The sequence below is a fragment of the Cupriavidus sp. H39 genome, assembly GCF_050271075.1.
Lineage (GTDB): Bacteria > Pseudomonadota > Gammaproteobacteria > Burkholderiales > Burkholderiaceae > Cupriavidus > Cupriavidus necator_B.
In genome coordinates this window covers 2,909,634-2,935,033 of record NZ_CP189848.1, presented here as the reverse complement: position 1 = coordinate 2,935,033, position 25,400 = coordinate 2,909,634, and the positions used below count along the sequence as shown (strand labels likewise).

Here is a 25,400-nt window from a genome sequence, read left to right as displayed (position 1 = left end):
TACACATTCCCCCGGGCACCGGCAAAAAAATCGCCAGGCCGGTGCCGCGGAAATTGTAAGTTTTTTGTCCGTCCGTGGGCGGGACTTGTCGCGGCTAGCCAAGGCCACGCCTGCGTTTGCGGGCGGGCGAGTGATGCCGGATCGACGCGTGTCGGCTTGTTACAAATAACTGAAAGTTTTGTATTTCACAATCTTTATTCTTGACGTGATATAACACCGTTCCTACAATCCGGTCTGCTCTATGGAGTGTTGCGTCGCAACATGGATTTTCCCCCTGTGTCAAGGGGTGCACATCAAAAGAACGTGCCAGAAAGTCCCTCCAGCAAGGACCGATGGTCAAGGTCCCGCGCGAATGGCGGGATGACCGGTCGCCTCCGGCGACATGCCGGAGTGTAGAGAGTTAAGTCGTGGCAGGTGGTGCTCCCCCAGAGTGCAACCTGTTTCCAGTTGGGCGCATGGGGAGCGCCCTGCCAACAGGTGCTTGGTCGTCTCTGCTAGACGGCGCGGCATCCTTACTTGAGTACGTTGAGATCGGGCGCGCGCCGCAGTTTGGCACGCGAAGCGGGCAACGGATGGAGGTAAGCATGAGCGGTTGGAAAACCCTTCATCTTCCCGGCATCGGGCGGGCCTTGCAGGTCCGCCTCCGACAGCCGGTACCCGGAGTGAGTCGGGCATTGCAGGTCCGTCTCGCGCATCCGGTCGCGGGCCGCGCGTTGCGCGGGGGCCGTGCAACGCTGAAGTACGCCCTGAACAGCCTGGGCGTGGTGGCGGTGGTTTCGGCGGTGTCGCTGTCGGTGAGCCAGGAATGGCGCACCACGCTGGCCGCCTTGCTGGCCGGCGACGAAGCACCCGCGGTGCTGGTGAGCGCAGCCGTGGCACCGCAGGCGCATGCCGGCACGGCCAACAGCGCAGCCGTCGCCAGCCCCGTTCCGCCCAGCACGGCGGACGTCGCGGCGGCCAAGCTGGGCTATGGCGCCGGCAACGGCCGCGGTGGCAAGCTTGGTCTGCCGACCGTGTCGGGCGTCGACGAATGGACCCTGGCTGCCAATACCAAGGTGCCGTCGGTCGCGCACCTGGCCGCGCAGATTCCGGTGACGCGCGTGGCGATGGACGCCCGCAGCACCAGCGGCACGCTCGGCAGCGCGCGCGAGCAGGCCGCCGTAGCCGACTATATCGCCCGCAAGTACCGCGTGGCGGCCCAGGCCACCGCGCAACTGGTCAAGGCGGCCTACCTGACCGGCCGTGAGGTCGGCATCGATCCGCTGCTGATCCTGGGCGTGATCGCGATCGAGTCCAGCTTCAACCCGTACGCCGAAAGCGGCGTGGGTGCGCAGGGGCTGATGCAGGTGATGACCAAGGTCCACCAGGACAAGTACGAAGCCGTCGGCGGCGTGTCCGCGGCGCTGAACCCGTACGCCAACATCAAGATCGGCGCGCTGGTGCTCAAGGACTGCATCGCCCGCGCCGGCTCGCTCGAGGGCGGCCTGAAGTACTACGTCGGCGCCACCACGGCCACCGACGGCGGCTACGGCGCCAAGGTACTGGCCGAGCGTGCCCGCCTGCGCCAGCTGATCGGCGTGCGCAGCGCGCCCGCCAACGCCGACAAGCCGGCCGAGGACAAGGCCCCGGCCGAGCACGCGCCGACCGAGAAGCTGGAAGCCAACACCGGGCCGCACAACGCCTGAGCCGGGCTGCGGCATCGCCAAGAAGAAAAGCACCCCACGGGGTGCTTTTTTTTGCCCGCCGCGCCAGCGACCGGGCGCGCTCAGCGGAACAGCTTGCCCAGCCGCGCCATCGCCTCTTCGATATTTTCGCGCGAGGTCGCGTATGAGATCCGGATGTAGTCCCTGGCCGTATGCGGGCCGAAATCCTGCCCCGGCACCATCACCACGCCCGCATCGTGCAGCATCGACTGCGTCAGCCGGTCGGCGTCGCCGGCGGCCGGGTGGTTGACGCCCCGGCAGTCCGCATACACATAGAAGGCGCCGTCGGGGCGCACCGGCACGCGCAGGCCCAGTGACTCCAGCGCCGGCACGATCAGGTCGCGGCGGCGGCGGAATTCGGCCTTGCGTTCGTCGTAGATGGCAAGCGCCTCGGGCGTAAAGCACGCCAACGCGGCGTATTGCGCCACCGCGGAGGCGCAGATGAACAGGTTTTGCGCGACTTTCTCGAAAGCCTCGACCAGCGCCTCGGGCACCACCAGCCAGCCCAGGCGCCAGCCGGTCATGTTGAAGTACTTCGAGAAGCTGTTTACCGTGACCACGTCAGGGTCCAGGCTCAGCGCCGACACCGGCGGGGCGTCATAGGACAGGCCCTGGTAGATCTCGTCGAGGATGGCAAAGCCGTTGCGCGCTCGCACCGCTTGCAGGATCCGGGCAAGTTCGTCGGGCAGGATCGAGGTGCCGGTCGGGTTGGACGGCGAGGCCAGCAGCACCCCCCGGGTCTGTTCGCCCCAGTTGGCCTCGACTTGCGCCGCGGTCAGCTGGAAGCGCTCGGCCGGGCCGCTCGGGATCATGCGCGCGGCGCCGTCGAAGGCGGCGACGAAGTGGCGGTTGCACGGGTAGCTGGGGTCGGGCATCAGCACCTCGGCGCCGATCTCCACCAGCACCGCGCACGCCAGCAGCAGCGCGCCCGAGGCGCCGGCGGTGACGATCACGCGCCGCGCCGGGATATCCAGCCCGTAGGCCGTCTGGTAATAGCCGGCAATGGCCTCGCGCAACGGGTGGATGCCAAGCGCGCCGGTGTACTGCGTGACGCCGCGGCGCATCGCGGCTTCCGCCGCGCGCACCACCGGCTCGGCCGCGGTGAAGTCCGGCTCGCCGATGCCCATGTGCACGATATGGCGGCCGGCGCGCTCCAGCGCGGCGGCCTGCTTGGCCAGCTCCATCACATGGAAGGCGTCGATGTTGGCGAGGCGGGAGGCGGTGGCCAGGCGTTGCAAGTCCATGGTGTTCCAGGGCGGGCAGGCGCCCATTCAGCAAGAAGGGGTAGGGGAACGAAAACACCCGCCGCGGCGGGTGTCGTCTTCATCGGCGCCGGCGCCAGGGCCAACGTGACGGCACGGCAAGGCCGCGGGGCAGGGCTCAGCGGCGCGCAGCCACCTCGGGGGCGCGCACCTGGGCGGCCAGCTTGTCCAGCACGCCGTTGACATACTTGTAACCCTCGACGCCGCCGAAGGTCTTGGTCAGCTCGACGGCTTCGTTGATGACCACCTTGTACGGGATGTCGAGGCAGTGCACCAACTCATAGCTGCCGACCAGCAGCGCGGCGCGCTCGACCGGCGAGAGCTCGTCGACGGAACGGTCCAGGAACGGCTCGAACGCGGCGGTCAGGCGGGTTTCTTCGCGCACGGCGCCGTTGAGCAGCGCGTCGAAGTGCTCGCGGTCGGCCTTGTTGAAGCCTTGCGCGTCGTGCAGGTGGGCCTGGATCGCGCCGATGTCGTTGCGGTTCAGCAGCCACTGGTACAGGCCCTGCAGGGCCAGCTCGCGCGAGCGGCGGCGCGCGCTCTTGGGCGGGGCCTTGGCTTCGGTGCGGGCCGCGCCGGACTTGCCGCCAGCTGCCTTGCCGGCTTCGGCGCCGGCCTGCTGGTCGGGATGTTTCGACGTATCACTCATCGTCGTCCTCGTCTTCGTCTTCCTGGCCGCGCAGCGAATCGAGCGCCGCCACCAGGTTGGCCATCTCCACCGCGGCGCGGGCGCAGTCGCGGCCCTTTTCGCGGGTGCGGGCGTGGGCCTGCTCGTCGGAGTCGACGGTCAGGATGCCGTTGGCGATCGGCACATTGAAGTCCAGGCCGACGCGGGTGATGCCGGCGCCCGACTCATTCGAGACCAGCTCGAAATGATAGGTCTCACCGCGCACCACCGCGCCCAGCGCGACCAGCGCGTCGAACTGGCCGCTCTCGCACATCTTCTGCAGCGCCAGCGGGACTTCCAGTGCGCCGGGGACGGTCACCACCAGGGTGTCTTCGCCCTCGACGCCGAGCTTTTCCAGCTCGGCCACGCAGGCCTCGAGCAGCTCGGCGCAGACCGGCTCGTTGAAGCGTGCCTGCACGATGCCGATACGCAGGCCTTCACCGTCGAGGTTGCTGGGGTAGAAGCCGTGATCCATTGTTCAATTCTCCAGTTTTCGGGAGGGCGCGGCGGCATGCGCCGCGGCCCGGGTATGTGGGGCTGGCTCAGTCGGCCTGGCCGTTCATCGGCTGGTAGCCGGTCACTTCCAGATCGAAGCCGGTCATGCTGGGCATGCGCTGGCGGGCCGCCAGCACGCGCATCTTGCCGACGCCGACATCCTTCAGGATCTGCGCGCCCATGCCATAGGTGCGCAGGTCCGGCTTGCGGCGGGGCCGCGATTGCGGGGCGTCGAGCGCGCCGAACTGCGTGAACAGCTGTTCCACCGTGTCGCCGCAGTTCAGCAGCACGATCACGCCGTTGTCAGCCTCGGCGATAGCGTGCATGGCCGCCGGGATGCTCCACGAGTGCGTGGTGCATTTCACTTCCAGCAGGTCCAGCACCGAGAACGGCTCATGCACGCGCACCAGCGTTTCCTGTTCCGGGGTGGGCTGGCCCTTGACCAGCGCCAGGTGGGCCTGGCCGGTCGGCTTGTCGCGGTAGGCGATGCTGTGGAAGGTGCCGTACGGGGTTTGCATGGCGCGCTCGCCGACGCGCTCGATAATGCTCTCGGTGCGGCTGCGGTAGTGGATCAGGTCGGCGATGGTGCCGATCTTCAGGCCGTGCTCCTGCGCGAACTCGACCAGGTCGGGCAGGCGCGCCATGGTGCCGTCGTCCTTCATGATCTCGCAGATCACGGCCGCGGGCGTCAGTCCGGCCAGCGCCCCCAGGTCGCAGCCGGCCTCGGTATGGCCGGCGCGGATCAGCACGCCGCCGGGCTGCGCCGTCAGCGGGAAGATATGGCCCGGCTGGACCAGGTCGGCCGGCTTGGCGTCGCGCGCGACGGCGGCCTGCACAGTGCGGGCGCGGTCGGCGGCGGAGATGCCGGTGGTCACACCCTCGGCGGCCTCGATCGACACGGTGAAGTTGGTGCCGTGCTGGGTGCCGTTGCGGCTCACCATCGGATGCAGGTCCAGCTGGCGGCAGCGCTCGGCGGTCAGTGTCAGGCAGATCAGGCCGCGGCCATGCTTGGCCATGAAGTTGATGGCTTCCGGCGTGACGAAATCGGCAGCCAGGACCAGGTCGCCCTCATTTTCGCGGTCTTCCTCGTCGACAAGGATGACCATGCGGCCGGCGCGAATGTCGGCAATGATGTCTTCAGTACTGGCGATTGTCATGGCGTGCTGAACGGCAAGTTGGGGCGAAGTCGGGCGAAAAACCGGCGATTAGCTGCGGGAGGAACCATGGCCGCGGTTGAAAGCGGCCGGACTGAGGCGGGGCATGGGGCCAGGACCGCCTGGCCATATACGCCCGGCGGGTTGCCCAGTCAAGCCGGGTATTGTACGCCAAGGCAAGCCATGCGGGAGGCGGCGGCAGCGGAAAGTGCGCCGACTGTGGTAGCGGTGTGGAGGGGCGGGCGCCGCGGCGAGGCGCCGGGCCGGCCGGGAGCCGACTGCGGCGCTTGGCCGGAATGCGTCGGCCTTACGCGGCCTGGGCCAGCGGCGTCCGCGAGGCGGCCTCTGCCGCGGTGCGCAGGCGCGAGGTCCTGGCGATGCGTGCCCGGGCTGCGCGCGTTGCGTCAGCCAGCGCGAGTTCGCGGGTGGGGAGGCCGGCGTTGGGCTGGGCGAAGCTGGCATGCGCATCGAGCGCATATGCCCATTCCCATTTGCCGAAGCTCACTTCGGCCAGCGTTACGACAACGTGGCAGTGCTGATAGAAGAAGCTTTCGCCCATGGTGGTTCCAGTTGGTTGGCGCTGCGCAGGCGCGTGAGATACGGCGAGATGGCGATACGCGGCATCCCCTCAGCCAGGAGGCCGGCCATGGCACCACGGAAAGCCGGCATAGCGCCGCGTGCCGGCACGCCGGAATGGCCTGAACAACGGCCATGACGGCGGCTGCAAGCGCGGCCAGCCGTCGCCGACGGCGCGATCCCAGTCGATCAGCAGCGTGACGGCGCGCCGCAGTGGCGTCGAACTGAGCCGCAGCAGGCCCATGCGATGCGGCACGTGGGCGGCATGGCGCGACGGCTGCGGCATGGCGGCAATCCAGCGGTAAGTCATTCGGGAAGCAGGCGCGGGCATGCGAAGTCCTCTTGATTGCCGGGCGAAAGCCGGCACGGCGGCCACGGCGCTTGCGCACGGGGTGGCGGATGTATGGAACGCCAGTGAGCAGGACGTGATCGCCGGGAGGGCAGCGTCCGAAGAGGCGTAGACGAGGGAAGCCGAAATGCGGGGCGTGCGCCGCGGGCCAGACCTGCCCTGCGCACAGCCCTTTTATTCTAGGCGCGTCGCGCGATCCATCCCAGCTCGCTTACAACATAGGCATCGCGGCAAGAAATCCGCCCCGAAAGCGGGGAGGCAGCGTAAGCTGCACTGATGGCGGAGCAGAAGTGCCCGCCGGACTGCGGATCCGGCCCAGTCCGATCGCGTCCGCACGCTTTGCACACTCAGTTTGCTCAAACTCAGGGAGACAGCCATGCCGAGACAGATCAAGAACAAGGCCGAACTGCGAGCGATGGTCCGGGCACAGCAGGCCAGGGTGCCGGCCTGCGAGGGCGCCTGCTTTGGCGATATCGTCTGGCACGCGCCGGATGCCAGCGGCTGCAACTGGAGCCTGTCGACCATGGAAGGCGGCGACAGCGCCGCGTGCGTGGAAGCGCTGCGCCCCTTCACGGACCAGCTGCGCCAGGCTTACAACGTGCCCGACGAGGGCAAGTAGCCGCGGCGCTTACGCGGGAGCCTGCGCGGTCGACAGCATCCGTTCCACATAGCGCGCGATCAGGTCGATCTCGAGGTTCACGCGCGCGCCCGGCTTGAGTTCCTGCAGCGTGGTGACTTCGACGGTGTGCGGGATCAGGTTGATCGAGAACACGCAGCCGTCGGCTTCGTCGCTGACGCGGTTGACGGTCAGCGACACGCCGTTGACCACCACCGAGCCCTTGTAGGCCAGGTAGCGGGCCAGTTCGCGCGGCGCGCGGAGGCGCAGCTCATGCGACTCGCCCACGGGGGCGAAATGCACCACTTCACCCAGGCCGTCGACGTGCCCCGATACCAGGTGGCCGCCGAGCCGGTCGGCCAGGCGCAGCGCCTTTTCCAGATTGACGCGGCCGGGGCGGTCCAGCCCCACGGTCTTGTCAAGCGATTCGCGCGAGACTTCGACGTCGAACGCGTCGGGCGCCATGGCGATCACGGTCATGCAGGCGCCCTGGATGGCGATGCTGTCGCCGATGATGACGTCCGACAGGTCCAGCCCGCCCGCGGCGATGCGCAGGCGCACGCCGGCGTCGGCGGCGGCGCCGAGCGGGGTAACGGATTCAATGCGGCCGACCGCCGCGACAATGCCAGTAAACATGGTGGAGTCTTGTGCTTGAGGTTTTGGGATCTGGGGGATGCGCTGGCGCGGCTGGCGCTACGCGTCATTGCGCCGGGCGATCAGGCGCAGGTCGTCGCCAATCTGCCGGACTTCATGCCAGTGGAACTGCTCGGCATCCTGCAGCCGTGCCAGCGGCGGCAGGTTGAACATGCCCTGGGCATCGCCGAGCAGCTTGGGCGCGAGGTAGATCAGCAATTCGTCGGCGCAATGCTCGCGCACCAGTGAACCGTTGAGCTTGAAGCCCGCCTCGACGTGCAATTCGTTGATGCCACGGCGGCCGAGCTCTTCCAGCATGCGGCGCAATTCGACCTTGCCGTGCGGGTTGGGCAGCACCACGACTTCAGCGCCGCGGCCCTCCAGCGCGCGCTGGCGCTGGCGGTCTTCCACGGCGCAGAACACCAGCACGGGCTTGGCGAACTCGCCGGTGTCAGGCGCCAATATCTGGGCGTCGAGCGGCACTTCGAGCCGGGAATCGACCAGCACCCGCTGCGGCTGGCGCGGCGTGGCGATGGCCCGCACGGTCAGGGCGGGATTGTCGTCGCGCACGGTGCCGATCCCGGTCAGGATGGCGCAGGCGCGCGCGCGCCAGGCGTGCCCGTCGTCGCGCGCGGCCTGGCCGGTGATCCACTGGCTGGTGCCGTCATGCAGCGCGGTGGCGCCGTCCAGCGAGGCCGCCACCTTGACGCGCACCCACGGCAGCCCGCGCGTCATGCGCGAGACGAAGCCGATATTCAGGTCGCGCGCCTCTTTTTCCAGCAGGCCGCAGCGCACGTCGATGCCGGCATCGCGCAGGCGCTGCAGGCCGCGCCCGGAGACCGACGGATTGGGATCTTCCATCGCTGCCACCACGCGCGTCACGCCAGCGCGCACCAGCGCGTCGGCGCATGGCGGCGTGCGCCCGAAATGGCTGCACGGCTCCAGCGTGACATAGGCGGTGGCGCCGGCCGGATCGAGCCCCCGTGACAACGCGTCTTTCATCGCCTGGATCTCGGCGTGGTCCTGGCCGGCCGGTTGGGTGAAGCCCTGTCCGATGACCTGGCCAGCCTTGATCAGCACGCAGCCGACGCGAGGGTTGGGCGTGGTGTTGAACATGCCCCGCGCGGCGAGCGCGAGCGCCTGTTGCATGGCGGCGTGGTCGGTATCGGAAAACATTCGGCGATCGGGTGGGCCTTGGCGCTGCGATTGGGGTGACAGGGCAGCCGGGTCATGGCGGCTCGGAGGATTCCGCCGCCTCGCAGTCAGCGTCGCGGCCGGGTGTGCAGAGTCGGATACGTCCCTGCGCGCCCAACCTGACTTGCCGCTGCTCGCCACGGCAGCCAAGCGTGAAGGTGGCGGCCTGAAAACCGCCCTGCTCAGAACGAGAGTATCCCACAGGCAGGAATTTCAGCACATTGGCGCCGCGCACGGTTTGCCGCAGCGTCACGGACAGGCACGGCATGCCCGGCTCGACCACGGACAGCACCACCTGCCGGTCCGGGCCGGCGCCGTCCGTCACCAGTTGCCAGCCCGGACTCAGCGTGGCCTCGCCCGGCAGCGGCTGCAGCGTCACCTCGATGCGGCGTGACAGCGCGGTGGCGCGAGCCAGCGCCAGCGACATCGCCAGCCGGTCGGCCGCGAGCGTGACCTGCTGGCGCGCGAGCATGCCGCTGAAGAGCGGATAGGCGGCGGCCGAGAGCAGGCCAAGAATGGCCAGGCCGGCGGCCAGTTCGACCAGCGTCAGGCCATCAGGGCGGCGGTGCCTGCCGGCATCCCGTGACATGTCCATCATGGCCTCAGCAATGGGGCGGCAACGGCTGCGGCACCGTGCCTTCGGGCTGCGCCAGCCACTGGCCGGTGCTGCGCAGGATCAGCGTTCCACATTCGGGATCGGCGGCTTGCGGCGTCGCACGGAGTTCGACGCAGGTGTCCAGCGTGGCTTGCGGACAAGCGCCGGCGCTCACCAGATGGCGCACGGGGCCGCTGGCCGGTACGCGCAGCGGCCACTCGCCGGCAACCACGTCAGACCCCGGCGCGGCGGCAAAGGTCATGGCCTCGAGCGCGTGCCGTTCCCGTTGCAGCATCGCGCCGGTCAGCGCGGCGCGGGCCTGCGCGCGCCAGCCTCGCGCCAGATGGCGTTGCCACGCGGGCACGGCAATGGCCGTGAGGATCGCCAGCACGGCCAGCGCAGCCGCCAGCTCGATCAGGCTGAAGCCGCGCCTGCGCCGGCAAGTCGAGGCCACGGTCATCATGGTGAATCCTCTCGTGCCGGGCCGACGAGCTCGCGCCAGCGCAGGCGCCCGGTGCGGCGCGTGGCCAGCGTTTGCGCGACGCGCGTGACGGCGTTGCCGGTAGCGGACCACACCGAGAGCGAATACGCCTGGCGCCCGGCCTCGCCCGGTTGTGCAGGCGTGCCCGGCAATTCGATGCGGGTCGCGAACACGCTCGCCTCGGGCGGCAGCCACTGGCCGGTGGCGACGAGCAGGCGCTCGCCGGTGCTGCGCTGGACGAAGGATTCCCCGGTTGCCGCCAGCACCAGGTAGCTGCGCTGCGCGCCATCGGGCGTGCGTGTCACGAACAGCAGATAGCCGGGGAATAGCGGCTGGCTCTCGACCAGTTGTTCGCCGGCATGGGGCAGGCTCAGGCGCCAGCCGGCATCCTCCGCGCCGCCCGGTATCGCACGCAGGATATGGCCGTTGTCTGTGGCCTCGGTCGTGACCTGCCGAGTCGTGCGCGATGTGGCGCTGCGTGCGGCAAGGTCATCGGGCACCGCGGCCAGTTCGTTGCCGGCGCCGTAGACCACCATGGGCGCCGTCGGCGATCCGAGCAGCACGGGGGCTTCGTCGCTGGCCGGCTGCGCAAACTGGCGCATCCGGTGCACGCATGCCGCGGCAGGGCTGGGCCCGGCCTGCGGCGCGTCGGCGAGCGGAAAGCGCCAGAGCTGGCCGGCATCGTCGGTGGCGTAGGCAGCGAGCGCGGCGCCGGTGAGATCGGACAGCACGCTGACCGCCACGAGCTGGCTGGCCGCGGGTTCGCCCAGGCAATCGCGTTCCGGCAAGGGCAAGGTGCGAATGGCGTACTGGCCGGCCCATGCGGCGCCGGCTGGCTTGTCCAATGGCAGCAACGCAAGTCCGGCACGGACAGCGCCTGCCGCGCCCTTGGCGCTGGCGCCAAGGATCACCACCGCGAACCAGCGCAACCCATCCGCGCCATGGATGCCGGCGGCACGTACCGGCCCGCGCCCGGCCAGTGGCAGGGCCTCGGTCGCGGCGACTTCCCATATCGGCACGAATGGCATCTGCCCGTCGGGATCGGACACGTCGAGCACAAAAGCCGCCGGGGGGTTGCCAGCTCCGGCACTGGCCGGGATGCCGCACAGCAAGACCGTGCGCCATTCGCCGCGGATGGCCACATCCTGCGCTTCAGGGCGCGGACATGGCGACGGCACCGTCGGCGCACCCGCCGCCGTCATGGAAACGGCATAGGGCAGCAGCGCGCCTGGCAGGTACGCGGCACGCTCCTCGCCGGTCGCGGCATCGAATGCATGCAGCAGGCCGTCGCTGGTGCCCAGCCAGGCCATGTGCGGCCGCAGGCCGTAGCGCAGGCGAAAGCCCGCGTGGCCCGACTTGCCGGGCGACCAGGCCGGCGGTGCCACCACCCGCACCCGTGCGCCTGCCGCATGGCCCAGGCGCGTGTCGCGCGGGCGCAGGCCGGCGTGGGGCTGGTCACCGCGCAGCCAGTCCACCGCGGCGCGGTCCACATCGGGCAAGACGCGGGCCACGGCATCCCATTGCAGCGGCATGGCGCGTGCCGTCTCGCCGGCCGGTGCCGCATATGTGAATATCCACCGCGATGGCGCCGTCCGGCGGTCTAGGCGGTCGCCGGCTTCCCACAGGTCCGGCGAGGGTGCCTGGGCGGGATCCTGCCAGCCGACCGCGAACAAACGCCCGGTCCACGGATAGGCGCCGTTCGTGGTGCGGTAGGCCAGCGGCAGCCGCCCCGCTTCAGACCCGGCGGCGTGGCATGCCGGGGCCAGGACGAGGGCAAGGCAGACGAGGGCAAGGCAGACGAGGGCAAGGCAGACGAGGGCGTAGCGAGCGGCGAGGCCGGTCATGGCTGGATCACGCTTTGCAACAGGGCGCGTACGGCGCGGGTGTGGCCGAAGCCGATGGCGGTGACCCGGATCCGCGGTGCCGGGGCGAGGGCGGCAGCCGGATCCGGCGCGCTGTAGCCGGCCGGCGCTTCGTCCAGGATCTCCGCGACATAGCGCGGCGGCGCCTGCGTTGCGGCGGCGTCTGCTGGCGGCGCCGGCAGGGCAGCGCCGGTAAAGCGCCCCAGTGGCACGCCGATGGCGTCGACGCCGGCATCGGCGCGCAGCCACGGTTGCCACACGGGCGGCCCGGACACCGCGGGCCGGCAGATGCCAGCCTGCTGGCCGCTGCCGCAGCGGCCCGGCGGCGGCCACTGGCCCAGGCGATCCTGCTTGTCGAGCGATGCCGCGGCGGCCAGCAGTTCGGCCTCGCCATCGCGCAGGGCCGCCTCGGCGGCGCGGAAGGCGAGTTCGCGCTCGCGCTGCATGACGGCAAGCTGCCGGCCGGACAGCAGCATATGCAGCGTGGCGGCCGCGATCAGCACCACCATCAGCAGCATGGTGCCGCATAGCAGCAGCGTGACCGCGCCGGCCTGGCGCGGGCGTGTCAGGCAGCGCGCTAACACAGCGTCTCCTGGCAGCGGGGCGCATTGCGCAGCCGTATCGTGGCGGCGAACACGCGATGTGCCGTGCTGGCCTTCGCTGCCGCGGCGGGCGGCAGGTCCCCCGCCGCGGTGCCGGCCGGCCACGCCGTGCCCATGCCGCCGCCCTGGACTGGCGTGGCCGAGCCCGGCCGGTCGCCCCGCACGGCAATGGCGATCTGGACCGCCACCACGCGTTGCCAGGCGGCTTCGCCCAGCGCAGGGAGGGCCGATGCCGTCTCGAAGCGTTCGGGCCGGCCGTCCTGGTCCAGATCCAGCCCATAGCGCAATTGCAGCGATTCCACGCCGCGCACCAGCGCGCCCGAGGTCCAGCCGCCGCCGTCGATGAGGCCATTGCGGCGGGTCGGGTAACGGCACAGCAGTTGCGGCACGCCATCGGCGCCAGCCGCCACATAGAGCAGGTTCTCCGCGACATAGCCGGCGGTTGCCTCGGCGCCCGCCAGCCGCGCCGCGACCGGATAGCCGCTGCAATCGGTCATGGTGTCGTCCGGCTGCGCCGGCGCGGCGGGTCGGCCGCTGCCGCTGAAGCGGACCAGCAGCGCGTCGCTTTGGCCGACCGCAGCCTTTGCGCAGGCAGGCACGGCCGCCACGGCGGCTTGCCCGCAATTGTCCGCGCCGCTGACCGCGGGCAGGGCGGTGTTGGCGCTGCCGGACGCCGGCTCGCCCGGCCATCCGGCCTGCCGCAGCAGCGTGGCGACGATGGTAAGCGCGCGCTGGCCGCGTTCTTCGATCAGCACGCGGTCGGTGGTGGCCAGATACGCTGCGTGCGCGGCCAGCAAGGCGGCGCCGGCCGCGGCAGCGGCGATCAGGCCCAGCGTCATGCCGACCATCAACTCGACCAGCGAGAAGCCGCGCGTGCGGGTCCGCGAGATCCGTTTGCCAATGGGCGCGTTCATAGGGCACCCCCGGTTGCGCCGGCCGGCGGGCAGCGGCCGGCATCCGGCATCCGCACCATGGCGGAGACCACGGGTGCCAGGGGCGCCGCGCAGCCGGCCAGTTCGGCATCGTCGGCCGCGCTGCGCGTGGCTTGCGCCAGGCGCTCCAGCTGGCGCAGCCAGCCCAGGCCGGTGGTGCCGATCACCGTCATCGGGAGCAGTCCGGCAAGCACGATCGACAAGGCGCCGAGCGCCTCGATCAAGGCGTAGGCGCGCTGGAGCCGGGGTTGCGGGGTGGTTGGCGGCGGCGTTCGGCGCGGGGTTGCAGGTGAGGGCATGGCACGGGCTGTGAAGGCGACGGACCAAGGTTAGCGAGCCGTCCGGGCCGCGAACGTGCCGAAACGTAAAGCGGGGAAATCCGCACCATTGTGTTAAGCACGGGCATGCCGCGCCCAATTGCTACGCTTGCTTCCGGGCAGTTGCGGCGGCCCAACGCAGCGCCGCCTGACCGCCGAACCCTGCGCGATGCAATTGACAGGAATTATCAAATTCCCCACTATCTCGGGTGTTGCAAAGTCGTAACGATTTCGCTATTCGCGGCATCCCGTTGCCAGTCCTCTCAGGCGGCAGCGAGGCATAGAACAAGAATTTTCGGGTGCGGGCTGGCCTTTCCGCCGTCAGAGCGGGGTGCCTTGCCCAGGTAACAAAGCCATTTATCGGGGGTCAACATGCATCGGGTCATCCTGGCAGTTCCTTGTCCATCGGCGGCGGCACCTCTGCCCGCGCGCTGACATGCCGGCGACGGTTCGCCTTCGCGAAACCGCGCCCCCCCGCCTTCACCACGATATGGCCATGTACGGCCCGGGCATGCCTGTGCGCGTGGCTTGCAGCGGCAGCGGCATTCGCGGCAACCTGCATCGGGCCCGGCGCGGCGCTGGCGTCAGCCCTTGGGCATCGCGCCGGCGCTGCCGCGGGCTGACGCTGGTCGAGCTGATGGCGGTGGTGGTGATGGTGGCGATCCTCGCCGCGATCGGCACGCCTTCGTTCGTCTCGCTGCTGCGCACCAGCCGGGTGGACAGCGAAATCCAGTCGATGGTCGGCAGCCTGCAGCTTGCGCGCAGCGAGGCCATCAAGCGCGGCTTGCCGGTCAGCGTGTGCCCGTCCGTCAATGGCACCGCCTGCCTGGGGGCCGGCAACTGGGCGCGCGGCTGGATCGCGTTCGTCGACCGCAATGCGTCGGGAACGGTGGACGCGGCGGCGCCGGCCGACGAGGTGCTGCACTACCGCGCCGGCTGGTCCGCCACCGACACCTTCACCACGGCCGCCAACGCGGCCTTCCTGACATACAACCGCGATGGCTTCGCCGTGCTGCCCGGCGGCGCGCTGACCATGACCTTGCACACCAGTCCGGTGGCGGCCGAAGCCACGCGCTGCATCGCCATCAACATTGCCGGCCGGCAGACGATACAGCGCGCGGGGGAGGGCGCATGCCAGTGACCCGTCACCAAGGCCTGCGCTTGCGACGCGTGGCACGCGGATTTTCGCTGATCGAGGTGCTGATCACGCTGGTCATCACCTCGGTGGGGCTGCTCGGCCTGGCCAAGATGCAGGCGGCGGCGCTGGCCAACACGCAGATTGCGCGCGGGCGTTCGCTGGTGGCGCTGCAACTGGAAAGCCTGGCCGCGGCGATGCACGGCAACCGCGGCTTCTGGGCGGCGGGCACGGCGCCGGCGAGGTTCACGCTGTCCGGCGCCACGGTGACGGACAGCACCGGCGCGCTTAGCACCCCTGCACCCGACTGCGCCAGCGTAGCCTGCACGCCGATCCAGATGGCCGCCTACGACGTACAGCACTGGGCCGCGGATATGGCGGCGCACTTTCCCACCTACGCGGCCACGGTCAACTGCACCAACGACATCAGCCGCCCGATCCGTTGCAGCCTGACCGCGACCTGGAGCGAGCATTACGTGGCCTACAACCAGACCACCGCGGCGCAGACCGAAGCCATGGCCGCCACGCAAAGCCTGACGCTGCACGTCCAGCCATGAGATCCATGCTTCGAATCCCGCGCGGCTTGCCTCGCCGCAGGCAGGCCGGTGTCTCGCTGGTCGAGGTGCTGGTGGCGATGGTCATCGCGCTGTTCATGCTGGCGGCGCTGATGACGGTGTTCCTCAACCTGCGCGGCACCGTGCGCGACCAGGAGCGGCTGGCCGCGCTGCAGGACAGCGAGCGCCTGGTGATGACGATGCTGGCCAACACGGTGCAGTCGGCGGGGTACTTCCCCGATCCGCTGAACCAGGTGGCGGCGGACGCTTTGCCGGCGCTGGCGGGCAATGCCTTTGGCGATTTCGCCGGGGGCCAGGCCATCGTCGGGCAGTCCGGCGCCGACGGTGCGAGCGATACGCTGACGGCGCGCTTCGTCACCGCCAGCGGCGACGGCATCATGAACTGCCAGGGCGCGGCCAATGCCTCGGGGGCCAGCGTCTCCTACCTCAATACCTTTGCCGTCAATGCCGCCAACGAGCTGACCTGCGCGGTCAACGGCGGCGCGGCGGTGCCGCTGGCCGGCGGCATCACGGCGCTGCGGGTGCGCTACGGCACCGACACCGGCAACGGCGGCAACGTCGACACCTACTTGAGCGCCAGCGCGGTCGCCGCCGGCGCACTGTGGGGCCAGGTGCGCACCGCGCGCGTGACGCTGACGTTTGCCAATCCCTTTGCCGGCCAGCCCGGCCAGCCGGCCACGCTCGGCTGGACCCAGACCATCAGCCTGATGAACCGCCCATGACCCGCGCCATGCCAGCCCGTTGCCGCGCCGGCGCCGCGCCGCGCGGCTATGTCCTGATCATCGGCCTGCTGTTTCTGCTGATCCTGTCGCTGCTGTCGGTGACGATGTTCCGCAGCTTCGGCCTGCAGGAGAAGATCGCCGGCAACACGCGCGAGAAGCAGCGTGCGTTCGAAGCCGCGCAGGGCGCGCTGCAGTACGGCGAGTGGTGGCTGGGGCAGGGCAACGGCTCGGCCGGCGCCGCCTGCAACACGGTGATCGACGCCAACGATCCGGCCAATCTGCAGGTCTGCGCCAATGCGCTGGCAGACCCGGCCAACCTGCCGTGGATGCCGGCCCGGGCCGACTATGTGCCGCCGTCGATGAACCTGGCGAGCGCCGGCCGCCCGGGCGGCATGACCGGCGATGATGTCAATTACGCGCGCGCGCCCAGCCTCTACATCCACTATCTGGGCCTGTCGCCGGATGGGCTGTCGATGCTGTTCCGCGTGACCGGCGCCGGCTATGGCGGCAGCGACGGCACCGCGGCGGTGGTGCAGAGCACCTACCAGCTTGGCGCGGGCACCAAAGACCTCGGGAAAGAATGATGAGCCGACCTCCACGCCTCGCCTGCCTTGCCGCCGCCGTAAGCGCCGTCGTGAACGCGGTTCTGGCCGGGCAGGCGCATGCACTGGTGATCCAGGACAACCTGAACGGGGCTTCGTCCTCGTATGACTGGGTGGCGCTGAATGGCGCGTGCCTGACCGCAGGCAACGGCACTGGCTCGATTCCGGGCTGCGCCACGTCGAGTTTCACCTACTATCGGGACCGCAACTCGAAGCTGGTCGGCGGTGCAAGCGGCACCGTGCCGGACGCCGCGGGTTACGGCGCGCTGCGCCTGACCAATGGCGACACGGCCGAGGGCGCCAACGGCGACAACCAGACCGGCGCGGTGGTGTCGAGGTTCACCTTCGGCATGCAGGAAGGGCTGCAGGTGACGTTTTCCACCGTCACCTACGGCGGCGACAACCTGCGCGGCACCGGCGCCGACGGCATCAGCTTTTACCTGGCCGATGGCAGCCGGAGCCCCACCGTGGGCGGACTGGGCGGCAGCCTGGGCTACAGCTGCTCGAACGCCAATGCCGCGTACGATGGGGTGGCGGGCGGCTATATCGGCATCGGCATCGACGAGTTCGGCAATTTCTCGAACAAGGCGGACAACACCGACTCGGGCCCGGCATTCCAGGCCAACCGCATCAGCGTGCGCGGCTCGGGCGACACCAACTGGGCCGGCCTGCGCGCCGCCTATCCGGCCTATTACCCGGACAACCTGAGCCTCAGCAAGCGAGCGCAGGCCGTGCAAAACACCTGTGCGCGCGGCTACGTGCAGGACTGGAGCAACGGCAAGGACGGCGGCGATATCAAGGCGCGGCGGCTGGCCTACAACTACCGCATCCTCGGCATCAGCGACCTGCCGGACAAGATCGCCAACCAGCAGGCGGTGTCCAGGCCAACGCGGGCCAAGGGCATCCCCATCGTCTATTCGCTCAAGCTGACCCAGAACGGGCTGCTGAGCATGTCCTACAGCTATAACGGCGGCGCGGCCACGCCGGTGATCACCGACCAGGACATCACCCAGGCCAACGGACCGGTGCCGGCATCGCTGCGCTTCGGCTTCGCGGCCGGCACCGGCAGCGGCAGCAACGTGCACGAGATCACCTGCTTCAAGGCCGAGCCGGTGGGCCAGTCCAGCAGTTCGGCCGGCACCAACGTGCAGCAGTCCGCGCGGGTCGAAGCGGGCTCGCAGGTGTACCTGGCCTACTACCATCCGACCAATTGGTGGGGCGAGCTGAGCGCGCAGAACCTGCTCTACGATCCCGCCACCGATTCGGTGTCGATTGCTACCGTGGCCAACTGGAACGCCCATTGCACCCTAACCGGTGGCAGCTGCGCGGCGACCGGCACCTCGGTTGTGGCGCAGGCGCCGGACAGCCGCAGGATCCTGACCTGGAGCGGCAGCACCGGCATCCCGCTGCGCTGGGATGCCAACCTGCCCGCCGCGCTGAAGTCCCGGCTGACCGCGGGCGATGCCACGCCGACCGGCGACCGCCTCGACTACCTGCGCGGGGACCGCAGCAAGGAGCTGACCGCATCCGGTGCCGGCCTGTTCCGCAAGCGCACCGGCGTGCTGGGCGACATCATCGATTCCAGCCCGGCCTGGGTGGGCGCACCGTCATCGCCTTACAGCGGGCCCTGGACCGATGCGTTGTACAAGAGCGCCAGCCCGCCCGAGCCGGCCGGCAGCTATGACGCCTTCCGGCAAGCCAGGGCGCAGCGGCTGAACGTGGTCTATGTCGGCGCCAACGACGGGCTGCTGCACGGCTTTCGTTCCGGCTACTACAACGCCGCGGGCGCCTTCGTCGGCAACGACGCCAGCAAGCCCAACGACGGCCGCGAGGTGCTGGCGTACATGCCCGGCGCGGTGCTCGACACCATCCATTCGACCAATGCGGCGCTCGCCTACAGTTCGCCGCAATACGTGCACAACCTGTTTGTCGATGCCACGCCCGGCACCGGCGATCTCTATTACGCCGACGCCTGGCATACCTGGCTCGTCGGCGGCCTCGGCCCGGGGGCGAACCGCGGCGGCCCGCTCGCCAGCAAGACCGCGACGGCGACCGGCGGCGCACTCTACGCGCTGGACGTGACCGAGCCGGAGCGCTTCAGCGATACCCCGGCAGCGGCCAGCGCCACGGTGATCGGCGAGTGGAACAACACGCTGCAGTGCGCCGGCGATACCGCCTGCGGCGACAACCTTGGCAACACCTATGGCACGCCCGTGATCCGCCGCCTGCACAACGGCCAGTGGGCCGTGCTGTTCGGCAACGGGCTGGGCAGCAAGAGCGGTTCGGCCGGCCTGTTCATCATGCTGGTCAACCCGGCCGACGGCTCGCGCACCTTCCGCTATCTTGGCACCGGCTACGGCCCCCAGGAGGATCCCGCGGGCGCCAGCAGCAAGAACGGCATTGCCTATGTCACGCCGGCAGACCTCGACGGCGACCACATCACCGACTATGTCTACGCCGGCGACGTGTTCGGCAACCTGTGGCGCTTCGACCTGACCTCGGACAATCCGGACCACTGGCGCGCCGGGAGCCGCCCGCTGATGCAGACCGGTGGCAAGCCCATCTCGACGAAGGTGGCGGTGGGCTCGGTGCCGGGCACCGGCACCGGCGCTGCGGCGATGCCGCGCGTGGTGGTGGCGTTCGGCACGGGCCGCCGGCTGGAGCAGACCCAGGGCAGCGAAGCAGTGTTCGAGCCGGGCGGGCAGGCGCTGTATGGCGTGTGGGACTGGGACATGGCGGGGTGGAACGCGATCGCCGGCGCCCAGGCCCGCTATGCGTCGCTGGCCAGCGCCACGCGGCCGCTTGCCGGCGCCAACCTGACGCAGCAATCGATTACCGCCGAAGGGCGCGCGGCTGGCGGCACGGTGACGGTGCGCACGGTCAGCGCGAACAAGGTGTGCTGGCAGGGTTCGAACGCCTGCGCGAGCGGCAACAACAAGTACGGCTGGCAATTGCCGCTGCCGTCGGCCACGCGCGAGCAGGTGATCTACAACCCGGTGGTCGCCTACGGCATGGTGATCGTGAACACCACCATCCCGCCCGGTTCGGCCCTATCGCAGGCACTGTCGTGCAATGCCGAGGTGCCGTTCGGCTTCACCATGGGCGTGTCGATGGCCTCGGGCGGCGCGGCCGCGCAGTCGTTCTTCAGCAGCACCAACAGCAGCACCTTCCCGCTGCTGAACAACGGCATCGTCAGCGGCATCGGCCTGAGTGGCACCGGCACGCCGTCGGTGGTGACGGCGAAGAAGCGGCCCTACCTGGTGCAGCAGACCGTGGTCGGCAGCGGCGCCATCACGCAGATCAACCCCGGCGCCAACGGCGCCGGCGCCCGCCTCAACTGGATACGCCTGCGCTGATGACCATGAACCTGCCTCTGCCTGCCTTTGCCCGCACCCGGCGTGCCGCCGCCGGCTTTACGCTGATCGAGCTGATGATCACGGTGGCGATCGCCGCGGTGCTGGCGGCGATTGCCTATCCGTCATACACCGAGCATGTGCGCAAGTCGCGCCGCACCGACGCCAAGACGGCGTTGCTCGACCTGGCGGCGCGCCAGGAGCGATTGTTTAGCACGCAGAACGTGTATGGCGGCACGCCCGCGGCGCTGGGCTATGCCGGCGCGGCGTTCCCCGTGGCGATCCAGTCAGGCGGCCAGGCGTACTACCAGCTGACCGTGGTGGCGGGCAATCCGGCGACCAGCTATACCGCGACGGCGACGCCGGTCGGCGTGCAGCTGGGAGACGACTGCGGCAGCTACACCATCAACCACCTGGGGGTGCAGGGAAACACCGGGATGCGCGCCGGCGTGGCGTCGGCGCAGTGCTGGTAGCGCAGGGCTGGCGCCAGAGCGTCAGCGCTTGCCGCTGCCCGCGGTGACTTCCGCGAGCACGTCCGAGAATTCGGACACGTCCTCAAAGCTGCGGTACACCGAGGCAAAGCGGATATAGGCGATCTTGTCGAGCTTGCGCAGCTCGCGCATCACCAGTTCGCCGACCTGGCTGCTGGGAATTTCCTTCTCGCCCAGGGCCAGCAGCTTTTCTTCGATGCGGGTGATGGCTTCGTCGATGGCTTCGGCCGAGACCGGGCGTTTGCGCAGCGCCAGGCGCATCGAATCCTTCAGCTTGGCGCGAGCGTAGTCCACGCGCGAGCCGTTTTTCTTGACGATGGCGGGGAAGAACAGCTCGATCCGCTCATAGGTGGTAAAGCGGCGGTCGCAGGCTTCGCAGCGGCGGCGCCGGCGCACGGCGTCGCCGTCTTCCGACATGCGCGTATCGAGCACCTGGGTATTGGAATGACCGCAAAAGGGGCATTTCATGCCGGACCACCTTCAGTTGAACCCCATCGCCTTGTCCGTGTTGTGGTTCTGCGGCGGCGGGGCGGGTTGGCGAGGCCCGCAGCCCGCGCCGAGGCGCTGGCAAGCGCAGCCGCCGGCCGCCCATGCACGCGCACGGGCGGCCTCGTACCATCAGCCGTAGACCGGGAAACGCTTGGTCAGGGCCGACACCTGCTCGCGCACCGCGGCGATGTTGGCGGCGTCGTGCGGGTTGTCCAGCACGTCGGCGATCAGGTTGCCGACGATGCGGGCTTCTTCTTCCTTGAAGCCGCGCGTGGTCATGGCCGGCGAGCCGACGCGGATGCCGGAGGTGACGAACGGCTTTTCCGGGTCGTTCGGGATCGCGTTCTTGTTCACGGTCAGGTGCGCCTCGCCCAGGATGCGCTCGGCTTCCTTGCCGGTGATGTTCTTGGCGCGCAGGTCGACCAGCATCACGTGGCTCTCGGTACGACCCGAGACGATGCGCAGGCCGCGCGCGATCAGGGTCTGGGCCAGCACGGCGGCGTTCTTCACCACTTGCTGCTGGTATTCCTTGAACTCGGGCGTCAGCGCTTCCTTGAACGCCACGGCCTTGCCGGCGATCACGTGCATCAGCGGACCGCCCTGGATGCCCGGGAAGATCGACGAGTTGATCGCCTTCTCGTGCTCGGCCTTCATCAGGATCACGCCGCCGCGCGGGCCGCGCAGGCTCTTGTGCGTGGTGGTGGTGACGAAGTCGGCGTGCGGCACCGGGTTCGGGTAGACGCCCGCGGCGATCAGGCCGGCGTAGTGGGCCATGTCGACCATGAAATAGGCACCGATCGACTTGGCGACCTTGCCGATGCGCTCGAAGTCGATGCGCAGCGCGAACGCCGAGGCGCCGGCGATGATCAGCTTGGGCTTCTTCTCTTGCGCCAGCTTTTCCAGTGCGTCGTAGTCGATGTCTTCCTGCGCGTTCAGGCCGTAGCTGACCACGTTGAACCACTTGCCGCTCATGTTCAGCGCCATGCCGTGGGTCAGGTGGCCGCCTTCGGCCAGGCTCATGCCCATGATGGTGTCGCCCGGCTTGAGCACGGCGAAGTACACGCCCTGGTTGGCCTGCGAGCCCGAGTTGGGCTGCACGTTGGCGGCTTCGGCGCCGAACAGCTGCTTGACGCGGTCAATGGCCAGTTGCTCGACGATGTCGACATACTCGCAACCGCCGTAGTAGCGCTTGCCGGGATAGCCCTCGGCGTACTTGTTGGTCAGTTGCGAACCCTGCGCGGCCATCACGGCCGGCGAGGTGTAGTTCTCGGAGGCGATCAGCTCGATGTGGTCTTCCTGGCGCTGGTTTTCCTGCTGGATGGCGGCAAAGACCTCGGGGTCGATCTGGTCGATCGTAAAACGGCTGCGTTCGAACATGGCGAAACTCGTCTGAAAAAAGGGAATCCGATGCGGGCATCGGGGGTAGGGCGCGCGGGGAAGGCTAGCGGCGACCGGCACCGGCGGCGGGTAAGAGCCGTCGGCGCAGGGCGCACCCTGCTTCCCATTCGCTGCCCAGGCGAGCGGCAGGCATGACTCGCGTCAACGCCATGGCGTGAGGAAATCACGCCAGAGAACTTGCGCTTCCTCGTGGTAGTACCCACTGACTTCGCCAGTCGCGCAAGATGGAATGGTTGCGCGCAGTGTAGCGCGAGGCGGCCGCCCGCCGCAAGCCGTGGACCCGCCAGCCAAGCCCTGGCAAGGGCTGGCGCGGCCCTGGCCAGCAACTTGCTGTTGCAAAGTCGTCCTGCGGGTTTACACGAAACGGGTATCGCTCTCCGTTACAATCGCGGCCATGACAAACTTTGTCTGGACCCTGCGGGTGTACTGGGAAGACACCGATGCAGGCGGCGTAGTGTTCTACGCCAACTACCTCAAGTTCTTCGAGCGTGCCCGCACCGAGTGGCTGCGCTCGCTCGGCATCGAACAGCAGGCGCTCGCCGACCAGGCCGGCGTGGTCTTTATCGTCCGCAGCACGGCGGTCGACTACAATGCGCCCGCCCGGCTGGACGACCAGCTTGAGATCCGCACGCGCATCGACCGGGTCGGCCCGGCTTCGGTGCAGTTCACCCAGGAAGCCTGGCGTGGCGAGCTGCTGCTCGCGACCGGCGCGATCCGCGTTGGCTGCGTCGACCAAAGCACTTTCCGTCCCGCCCCGATCCCCGACCCCGTTCTAGCCACCATCAAGTCAGCACGATGAATCCCGTGACCGTCACGCAAGACATGTCGATCGTAACGCTGGTGCTCCACGCCAGCGTGCTGGCACAGGCCGTCATGGCGCTGTTGCTCGTCATGTCGCTGTTTTCGTGGACCTATATCTTCCGCAAGCACCTGGCGGTGCGTTCGGCGCGCACCCAGACCGAAGGCTTCGAGCGCGACTTCTGGGCGGGCGGCGACCTGCAGGCGCTATATAACAGTGCCGTCAACAACCGCCACAACACCGGTGCGCTGGAACGGATCTTCGAATCCGGCATGGGTGAATTCCTGAAGGCGCGCGAGCGCGGCAACGAGGCCGGCGCGCTGCTCGACGCCGCCCGCCGCGCCATGCGCGCGGCCTACCAGCGCGAGATGGACGTGCTCGAGTCGCACCTGCCGTTCCTGGCGTCGGTCGGCTCGGTGAGCCCGTATATCGGCCTGTTCGGCACGGTGTGGGGGATCATGAACGCCTTCCGCGGGCTGTCGAATGTGCAGCAGGCGACGCTTGCATCGGTAGCGCCGGGGATTGCCGAAGCGCTGGTGGCGACCGCGATCGGCCTGTTCGCGGCGATCCCGGCGGTGATCGCCTACAACCGCTATGCGACCGAAATCGATCGCCTGGCGATCCGCTTCGAGAGCTTCATGGAAGAGTTCCTGAACATCCTGCAGCGGCAGACCCGCTAACCGTATCCCCTATCAACGGTCCGGGCGCACGCCCGGGCCGGCGTCTCCAGGAGTCCTGCAATGGCAGCCATTCAGCGCCGCGGCGGCTCGCGCCGCCGGGCCAGCGCCGAGATCAACGTCGTGCCGTATATCGACGTCATGCTCGTGCTGCTGGTCATCTTCATGGTGGCCGCGCCGATCGTGAGCCCCGCTACCGTCGACTTGCCCACCGTGGCCAATGCCACGCCGCAGCAGAAGGCGCCGCCGATCGTCGTCACCGTGCATGAAAGCGGCCAGCTGACCGCGCGCGGCAAGGACAACGCCGGCAATACCTTCGAACGCAAGCTCGACAAGCAGGGCCTGCTGGACTTTGTCCACCAGCGCCAGAACGAGAACCCGGACCAGCCGGTGGTGATCGCCGCCGACCGCGCGGTCAAGTACGAAGCGGTGCTGGACGTGATGTCCATCCTCAAGGCCGATGGCGTCAAGCGCGTGGGCCTGATGGTCAAGTCCAAGACCTCCTGACGCGTTGAAGCGCCTATCCGATTGCCGTTGCGCCTGATGACGACCGCCGCCGCCTATCCCTACCAGCCGGTCAAGGAGCGGGGAACCCTGCGTTCCTTCCTGCTCGCGCTCCTCATGCACCTGATGCTGGCGATCGTGCTGTACTACGGCGTGAGCTGGCAGAGCAGCACCCCGGTCGGGGCCGAGGCCGAACTGTGGGAGGAAATCCCTGCCGCTACCGCACCCCCGCCGCCGCGCCCTGAGCCGGAGCCGGAGCCGGTGGTGCAGCCGCGTCCGGCGCCGCCGCCGCCTCAGGTGAAGAGCAAGGTCGAGGACGACGCCGATATCGCGCTGGAGCAGAAGAAGCGCCGGGCCGAAGCGGCCGCGCGTGAAGAAGCCGAGCGCAAGGAAGCGGCACGCAAGGAAGCCGAACGCAAGGAAGAAGCGGGCAAGGAAGAGGCGCGCAAGGAAGAAGCGCGTAAGGAAGCCCTGCGCAAGGACGCTGACCGCAAGGAAGCCGAGCGGCGCGAAGTTGAGCGCAAGGAAGCGCAGCGCAAGGAAGAAGCGAAGAAGAAGGCCGCGCAGCAGGAGCAGGATCGTAAGGAACAGGCCGAGCGAGAGCGCAAGGAAGCCGCCGAGGCCAAAGCCAAGGCCCAGGCGGATGCCAAGGCGAAGGCTCAGGCCGATGCCAAGGCGAAGGCCCAGGCCGATGCCAAGGCCAAGGCGGATGCCGATGCCAAGGCCAAGCGCGAAGCCGCCGCCAATGCCCAGCGCAAGAGCGAGCTGGCGCGCCTGCAGGCGCTGGCCGGCGGCTCTGGCGCTGGCGGTGGCGGGGTCGGCAATGCGGCCGGCGCCGGTGCCGGCGGTGGCGGCAAGGCTTCGCCTGGCTATGCCGACCGCGTGCGCCGCCGGGTCAAGCCGAACATCGTCTTTACCGAGGACGTGCCGGGCAACCCCACCGCGGTGGTATCGGTGCAGCTGGCGCCGGACGGTTCGCTGCTGTCGGCGCGGCTGTCCAAGTCCAGCGGCAACTCCGGCTGGGATAATGCCGTGCTGCGCGCGGTTGAGCGTTCCGATCCGCTGCCGCGCGACGAGAACGGCAAGGCGCCGGCCAGCTTCACCATTACCTTCCGGCCGAAGGACTGAGTGACCGGCACGGCATGATTTGCAACATAATGCAACCTTCATCGCCGGGTTCCGGTCCCAGCGCTAGCATGACAGGTTGCCTGACGCAG

At 69.1% G+C, this 25,400-nt stretch carries 28 protein-coding genes and 1 riboswitch; of the genes, 12 read left to right on the top strand and 16 right to left on the bottom strand.

Annotated elements, in window-relative coordinates; genetic code table 11:
- Positions 1-584: 584 nt before the first annotated feature.
- On the top strand, positions 585-1,685 hold the full coding sequence (locus ACOCMH_RS28990; protein WP_427310806.1) for a transglycosylase SLT domain-containing protein: 1,101 nt from the start codon (positions 585-587) through the stop codon (positions 1,683-1,685).
- A gap of 80 nt (positions 1,686-1,765) precedes the next feature.
- Here ACOCMH_RS28990 and ACOCMH_RS28985 read toward each other — a convergent pair whose 3' ends face one another.
- From ACOCMH_RS28985 to ACOCMH_RS28960, 6 genes are all read right to left on the bottom strand, one after another.
- Positions 1,766-2,947 carry a pyridoxal phosphate-dependent aminotransferase gene (locus ACOCMH_RS28985; protein WP_427310804.1) on the bottom strand — a complete coding sequence of 394 codons (1,182 nt, stop codon included), beginning with the start codon at positions 2,945-2,947 and terminating at the stop codon, positions 1,766-1,768.
- Between the two features lie 136 nt (positions 2,948-3,083).
- Positions 3,084-3,614: a transcription antitermination factor NusB gene (nusB, locus tag ACOCMH_RS28980; RefSeq protein WP_427310803.1), complete on the bottom strand. Its 531-nt coding sequence runs from the start codon at positions 3,612-3,614 to the stop codon at positions 3,084-3,086.
- The gene (gene ribH / locus ACOCMH_RS28975) at positions 3,607-4,107 is read right to left on the bottom strand and encodes a 6,7-dimethyl-8-ribityllumazine synthase (protein WP_171516103.1); all 501 of its coding nucleotides are present in this window, start codon (positions 4,105-4,107) and stop codon (positions 3,607-3,609) included. The genes nusB and ribH overlap by 8 nt, the downstream gene beginning before the upstream one ends.
- Positions 4,108-4,174: 67 nt before the next feature.
- Positions 4,175-5,284, bottom strand: coding sequence for a bifunctional 3,4-dihydroxy-2-butanone-4-phosphate synthase/GTP cyclohydrolase II (ribBA, locus tag ACOCMH_RS28970; RefSeq protein ID WP_427310801.1), 1,110 nt, complete (start codon positions 5,282-5,284; stop codon positions 4,175-4,177).
- Positions 5,285-5,588: 304 nt separating this feature from the next.
- A complete protein-coding gene (locus tag ACOCMH_RS28965) occupies positions 5,589-5,840 on the bottom strand; it encodes a hypothetical protein (protein WP_427310799.1) in 252 nt (83 codons plus the stop codon).
- A gap of 69 nt (positions 5,841-5,909) precedes the next feature.
- A complete protein-coding gene (locus ACOCMH_RS28960) occupies positions 5,910-6,188 on the bottom strand; it encodes a hypothetical protein (RefSeq protein ID WP_427310798.1) in 279 nt (92 codons plus the stop codon).
- 394 nt (positions 6,189-6,582) lie between these two features.
- On the opposite strand from ACOCMH_RS28960, the gene ACOCMH_RS28955 reads away from it, so the two are divergent.
- Complete coding sequence (locus ACOCMH_RS28955; RefSeq protein WP_427310797.1) at positions 6,583-6,825, top strand: hypothetical protein; 243 nt, start codon at positions 6,583-6,585, stop codon at positions 6,823-6,825.
- Between the two features lie 9 nt (positions 6,826-6,834).
- Here the strand turns inward: ACOCMH_RS28955 and ACOCMH_RS28950 are convergent, their stop codons facing one another.
- The 8 genes from ACOCMH_RS28950 to ACOCMH_RS28915 are packed head-to-tail and all read right to left on the bottom strand — an operon-like array spanning position 6,835 to position 13,420.
- Positions 6,835-7,458, bottom strand: coding sequence for a riboflavin synthase (locus ACOCMH_RS28950; RefSeq protein ID WP_427310795.1), 624 nt, complete (start codon positions 7,456-7,458; stop codon positions 6,835-6,837).
- A 57-nt stretch (positions 7,459-7,515) separates the two neighbouring features.
- Positions 7,516-8,631: a bifunctional diaminohydroxyphosphoribosylaminopyrimidine deaminase/5-amino-6-(5-phosphoribosylamino)uracil reductase RibD gene (ribD, locus tag ACOCMH_RS28945; RefSeq protein WP_427310793.1), complete on the bottom strand. Its 1,116-nt coding sequence runs from the start codon at positions 8,629-8,631 to the stop codon at positions 7,516-7,518.
- A gap of 52 nt (positions 8,632-8,683) precedes the next feature.
- Positions 8,684-9,238, bottom strand: a complete 555-nt coding sequence (locus ACOCMH_RS28940) for a GspH/FimT family pseudopilin (RefSeq protein WP_427310792.1) — start codon at positions 9,236-9,238, stop codon at positions 8,684-8,686.
- Between the two features lie 13 nt (positions 9,239-9,251).
- Entirely contained in the window at positions 9,252-9,704 is a 453-nt protein-coding gene (locus ACOCMH_RS28935) for a type IV pilin protein (RefSeq protein WP_427313389.1), read from the bottom strand.
- A complete protein-coding gene (locus tag ACOCMH_RS28930) occupies positions 9,704-11,569 on the bottom strand; it encodes a pilus assembly protein PilY (protein WP_427310790.1) in 1,866 nt (621 codons plus the stop codon). Before ACOCMH_RS28930 ends, ACOCMH_RS28935 begins: the two co-directional genes overlap by 1 nt.
- Positions 11,566-12,171 carry a pilus assembly PilX family protein gene (locus ACOCMH_RS28925; protein ID WP_427310789.1) on the bottom strand — a complete coding sequence of 202 codons (606 nt, stop codon included), beginning with the start codon at positions 12,169-12,171 and terminating at the stop codon, positions 11,566-11,568. Before ACOCMH_RS28925 ends, ACOCMH_RS28930 begins: the two co-directional genes overlap by 4 nt.
- Positions 12,165-13,103 carry a PilW family protein gene (locus ACOCMH_RS28920; protein ID WP_427310787.1) on the bottom strand — a complete coding sequence of 313 codons (939 nt, stop codon included), beginning with the start codon at positions 13,101-13,103 and terminating at the stop codon, positions 12,165-12,167. The genes ACOCMH_RS28925 and ACOCMH_RS28920 overlap by 7 nt, the downstream gene beginning before the upstream one ends.
- The gene (locus ACOCMH_RS28915; RefSeq protein ID WP_427310785.1) at positions 13,100-13,420 is read right to left on the bottom strand and encodes a hypothetical protein; all 321 of its coding nucleotides are present in this window, start codon (positions 13,418-13,420) and stop codon (positions 13,100-13,102) included. The genes ACOCMH_RS28920 and ACOCMH_RS28915 overlap by 4 nt, the downstream gene beginning before the upstream one ends.
- Positions 13,421-13,934: 514 nt before the next feature.
- On the opposite strand from ACOCMH_RS28915, the gene ACOCMH_RS28910 reads away from it, so the two are divergent.
- The 6 genes from ACOCMH_RS28910 to ACOCMH_RS28885 are packed head-to-tail and all read left to right on the top strand — an operon-like array spanning position 13,935 to position 20,298.
- The gene (locus tag ACOCMH_RS28910) at positions 13,935-14,579 is read left to right on the top strand and encodes a GspH/FimT family pseudopilin (protein WP_427310783.1); all 645 of its coding nucleotides are present in this window, start codon (positions 13,935-13,937) and stop codon (positions 14,577-14,579) included.
- Positions 14,570-15,130: a type IV pilus modification protein PilV gene (gene pilV / locus ACOCMH_RS28905; RefSeq protein WP_427310781.1), complete on the top strand. Its 561-nt coding sequence runs from the start codon at positions 14,570-14,572 to the stop codon at positions 15,128-15,130. Before ACOCMH_RS28910 ends, pilV begins: the two co-directional genes overlap by 10 nt.
- A 5-nt stretch (positions 15,131-15,135) precedes the next feature.
- Complete coding sequence (locus ACOCMH_RS28900; RefSeq protein ID WP_427310779.1) at positions 15,136-15,870, top strand: PilW family protein; 735 nt, start codon at positions 15,136-15,138, stop codon at positions 15,868-15,870.
- Positions 15,867-16,454 (top strand): pilus assembly PilX family protein, encoded by a 588-nt coding sequence (locus ACOCMH_RS28895; protein WP_427310777.1) that lies wholly within the window; start codon positions 15,867-15,869, stop codon positions 16,452-16,454. Before ACOCMH_RS28900 ends, ACOCMH_RS28895 begins: the two co-directional genes overlap by 4 nt.
- Entirely contained in the window at positions 16,451-19,828 is a 3,378-nt protein-coding gene (locus ACOCMH_RS28890; RefSeq protein WP_427310775.1) for a pilus assembly protein, read from the top strand. Before ACOCMH_RS28895 ends, ACOCMH_RS28890 begins: the two co-directional genes overlap by 4 nt.
- Entirely contained in the window at positions 19,828-20,298 is a 471-nt protein-coding gene (locus ACOCMH_RS28885; protein WP_427310773.1) for a type IV pilin protein, read from the top strand. Before ACOCMH_RS28890 ends, ACOCMH_RS28885 begins: the two co-directional genes overlap by 1 nt.
- 21 nt (positions 20,299-20,319) lie before the next feature.
- Here ACOCMH_RS28885 and nrdR read toward each other — a convergent pair whose 3' ends face one another.
- Complete coding sequence (gene nrdR, locus ACOCMH_RS28880; protein ID WP_012353559.1) at positions 20,320-20,784, bottom strand: transcriptional regulator NrdR; 465 nt, start codon at positions 20,782-20,784, stop codon at positions 20,320-20,322.
- A 150-nt stretch (positions 20,785-20,934) separates the two neighbouring features.
- Entirely contained in the window at positions 20,935-22,182 is a 1,248-nt protein-coding gene (glyA, locus tag ACOCMH_RS28875; RefSeq protein ID WP_427310771.1) for a serine hydroxymethyltransferase, read from the bottom strand.
- 126 nt (positions 22,183-22,308) lie between these two features.
- Positions 22,309-22,432: riboswitch (ZMP/ZTP riboswitch) on the bottom strand.
- A 165-nt stretch (positions 22,433-22,597) separates the two neighbouring features.
- Between glyA and ybgC the strand changes: the two genes are divergently transcribed.
- Genes ybgC through tolA form a run of 4 tightly spaced genes read left to right on the top strand, consistent with a single transcriptional unit; the run spans position 22,598 to position 25,311 of the window.
- Positions 22,598-23,002 (top strand): tol-pal system-associated acyl-CoA thioesterase, encoded by a 405-nt coding sequence (gene ybgC / locus ACOCMH_RS28870; RefSeq protein WP_427310769.1) that lies wholly within the window; start codon positions 22,598-22,600, stop codon positions 23,000-23,002.
- Positions 22,999-23,682: a protein TolQ gene (gene tolQ, locus ACOCMH_RS28865; protein WP_012353556.1), complete on the top strand. Its 684-nt coding sequence runs from the start codon at positions 22,999-23,001 to the stop codon at positions 23,680-23,682. The genes ybgC and tolQ overlap by 4 nt, the downstream gene beginning before the upstream one ends.
- Before the next feature lie 60 nt (positions 23,683-23,742).
- Entirely contained in the window at positions 23,743-24,186 is a 444-nt protein-coding gene (gene tolR, locus ACOCMH_RS28860; RefSeq protein WP_427310766.1) for a protein TolR, read from the top strand.
- A gap of 36 nt (positions 24,187-24,222) precedes the next feature.
- Positions 24,223-25,311: a cell envelope integrity protein TolA gene (gene tolA / locus ACOCMH_RS28855; RefSeq protein WP_427310764.1), complete on the top strand. Its 1,089-nt coding sequence runs from the start codon at positions 24,223-24,225 to the stop codon at positions 25,309-25,311.
- Positions 25,312-25,400: the final 89 nt, after the last annotated feature.

What these genes read in the sequence shown, in the direction of transcription:
- ACOCMH_RS28990 (WP_427310806.1), top strand. Translation starts at nt 585, where the DNA reads ATGAGCGGTTGGAAAACCCTTCATCTTCCCGGCATCGGGCGGGCCTTG.
- ACOCMH_RS28985 (WP_427310804.1), bottom strand. Translation starts at nt 2,947, where the DNA reads ATGGACTTGCAACGCCTGGCCACCGCCTCCCGCCTCGCCAACATCGAC.
- nusB (WP_427310803.1), bottom strand. Translation starts at nt 3,614, where the DNA reads ATGAGTGATACGTCGAAACATCCCGACCAGCAGGCCGGCGCCGAAGCC.
- ribH (WP_171516103.1), bottom strand. Translation starts at nt 4,107, where the DNA reads ATGGATCACGGCTTCTACCCCAGCAACCTCGACGGTGAAGGCCTGCGT.
- ribBA (WP_427310801.1), bottom strand. Translation starts at nt 5,284, where the DNA reads ATGACAATCGCCAGTACTGAAGACATCATTGCCGACATTCGCGCCGGC.
- ACOCMH_RS28965 (WP_427310799.1), bottom strand. Translation starts at nt 5,840, where the DNA reads ATGGGCGAAAGCTTCTTCTATCAGCACTGCCACGTTGTCGTAACGCTG.
- ACOCMH_RS28960 (WP_427310798.1), bottom strand. Translation starts at nt 6,188, where the DNA reads ATGCCCGCGCCTGCTTCCCGAATGACTTACCGCTGGATTGCCGCCATG.
- ACOCMH_RS28955 (WP_427310797.1), top strand. Translation starts at nt 6,583, where the DNA reads ATGCCGAGACAGATCAAGAACAAGGCCGAACTGCGAGCGATGGTCCGG.
- ACOCMH_RS28950 (WP_427310795.1), bottom strand. Translation starts at nt 7,458, where the DNA reads ATGTTTACTGGCATTGTCGCGGCGGTCGGCCGCATTGAATCCGTTACC.
- ribD (WP_427310793.1), bottom strand. Translation starts at nt 8,631, where the DNA reads ATGTTTTCCGATACCGACCACGCCGCCATGCAACAGGCGCTCGCGCTC.
- ACOCMH_RS28940 (WP_427310792.1), bottom strand. Translation starts at nt 9,238, where the DNA reads ATGTCACGGGATGCCGGCAGGCACCGCCGCCCTGATGGCCTGACGCTG.
- ACOCMH_RS28935 (WP_427313389.1), bottom strand. Translation starts at nt 9,704, where the DNA reads ATGACCGTGGCCTCGACTTGCCGGCGCAGGCGCGGCTTCAGCCTGATC.
- ACOCMH_RS28930 (WP_427310790.1), bottom strand. Translation starts at nt 11,569, where the DNA reads ATGACCGGCCTCGCCGCTCGCTACGCCCTCGTCTGCCTTGCCCTCGTC.
- ACOCMH_RS28920 (WP_427310787.1), bottom strand. Translation starts at nt 13,103, where the DNA reads ATGAACGCGCCCATTGGCAAACGGATCTCGCGGACCCGCACGCGCGGC.
- ACOCMH_RS28915 (WP_427310785.1), bottom strand. Translation starts at nt 13,420, where the DNA reads ATGCCCTCACCTGCAACCCCGCGCCGAACGCCGCCGCCAACCACCCCG.
- ACOCMH_RS28910 (WP_427310783.1), top strand. Translation starts at nt 13,935, where the DNA reads ATGTACGGCCCGGGCATGCCTGTGCGCGTGGCTTGCAGCGGCAGCGGC.
- pilV (WP_427310781.1), top strand. Translation starts at nt 14,570, where the DNA reads ATGCCAGTGACCCGTCACCAAGGCCTGCGCTTGCGACGCGTGGCACGC.
- ACOCMH_RS28900 (WP_427310779.1), top strand. Translation starts at nt 15,136, where the DNA reads ATGCTTCGAATCCCGCGCGGCTTGCCTCGCCGCAGGCAGGCCGGTGTC.
- ACOCMH_RS28895 (WP_427310777.1), top strand. Translation starts at nt 15,867, where the DNA reads ATGACCCGCGCCATGCCAGCCCGTTGCCGCGCCGGCGCCGCGCCGCGC.
- ACOCMH_RS28890 (WP_427310775.1), top strand. Translation starts at nt 16,451, where the DNA reads ATGATGAGCCGACCTCCACGCCTCGCCTGCCTTGCCGCCGCCGTAAGC.
- ACOCMH_RS28885 (WP_427310773.1), top strand. Translation starts at nt 19,828, where the DNA reads ATGACCATGAACCTGCCTCTGCCTGCCTTTGCCCGCACCCGGCGTGCC.
- nrdR (WP_012353559.1), bottom strand. Translation starts at nt 20,784, where the DNA reads ATGAAATGCCCCTTTTGCGGTCATTCCAATACCCAGGTGCTCGATACG.
- glyA (WP_427310771.1), bottom strand. Translation starts at nt 22,182, where the DNA reads ATGTTCGAACGCAGCCGTTTTACGATCGACCAGATCGACCCCGAGGTC.
- ybgC (WP_427310769.1), top strand. Translation starts at nt 22,598, where the DNA reads ATGACAAACTTTGTCTGGACCCTGCGGGTGTACTGGGAAGACACCGAT.
- tolQ (WP_012353556.1), top strand. Translation starts at nt 22,999, where the DNA reads ATGAATCCCGTGACCGTCACGCAAGACATGTCGATCGTAACGCTGGTG.
- tolR (WP_427310766.1), top strand. Translation starts at nt 23,743, where the DNA reads ATGGCAGCCATTCAGCGCCGCGGCGGCTCGCGCCGCCGGGCCAGCGCC.
- tolA (WP_427310764.1), top strand. Translation starts at nt 24,223, where the DNA reads ATGACGACCGCCGCCGCCTATCCCTACCAGCCGGTCAAGGAGCGGGGA.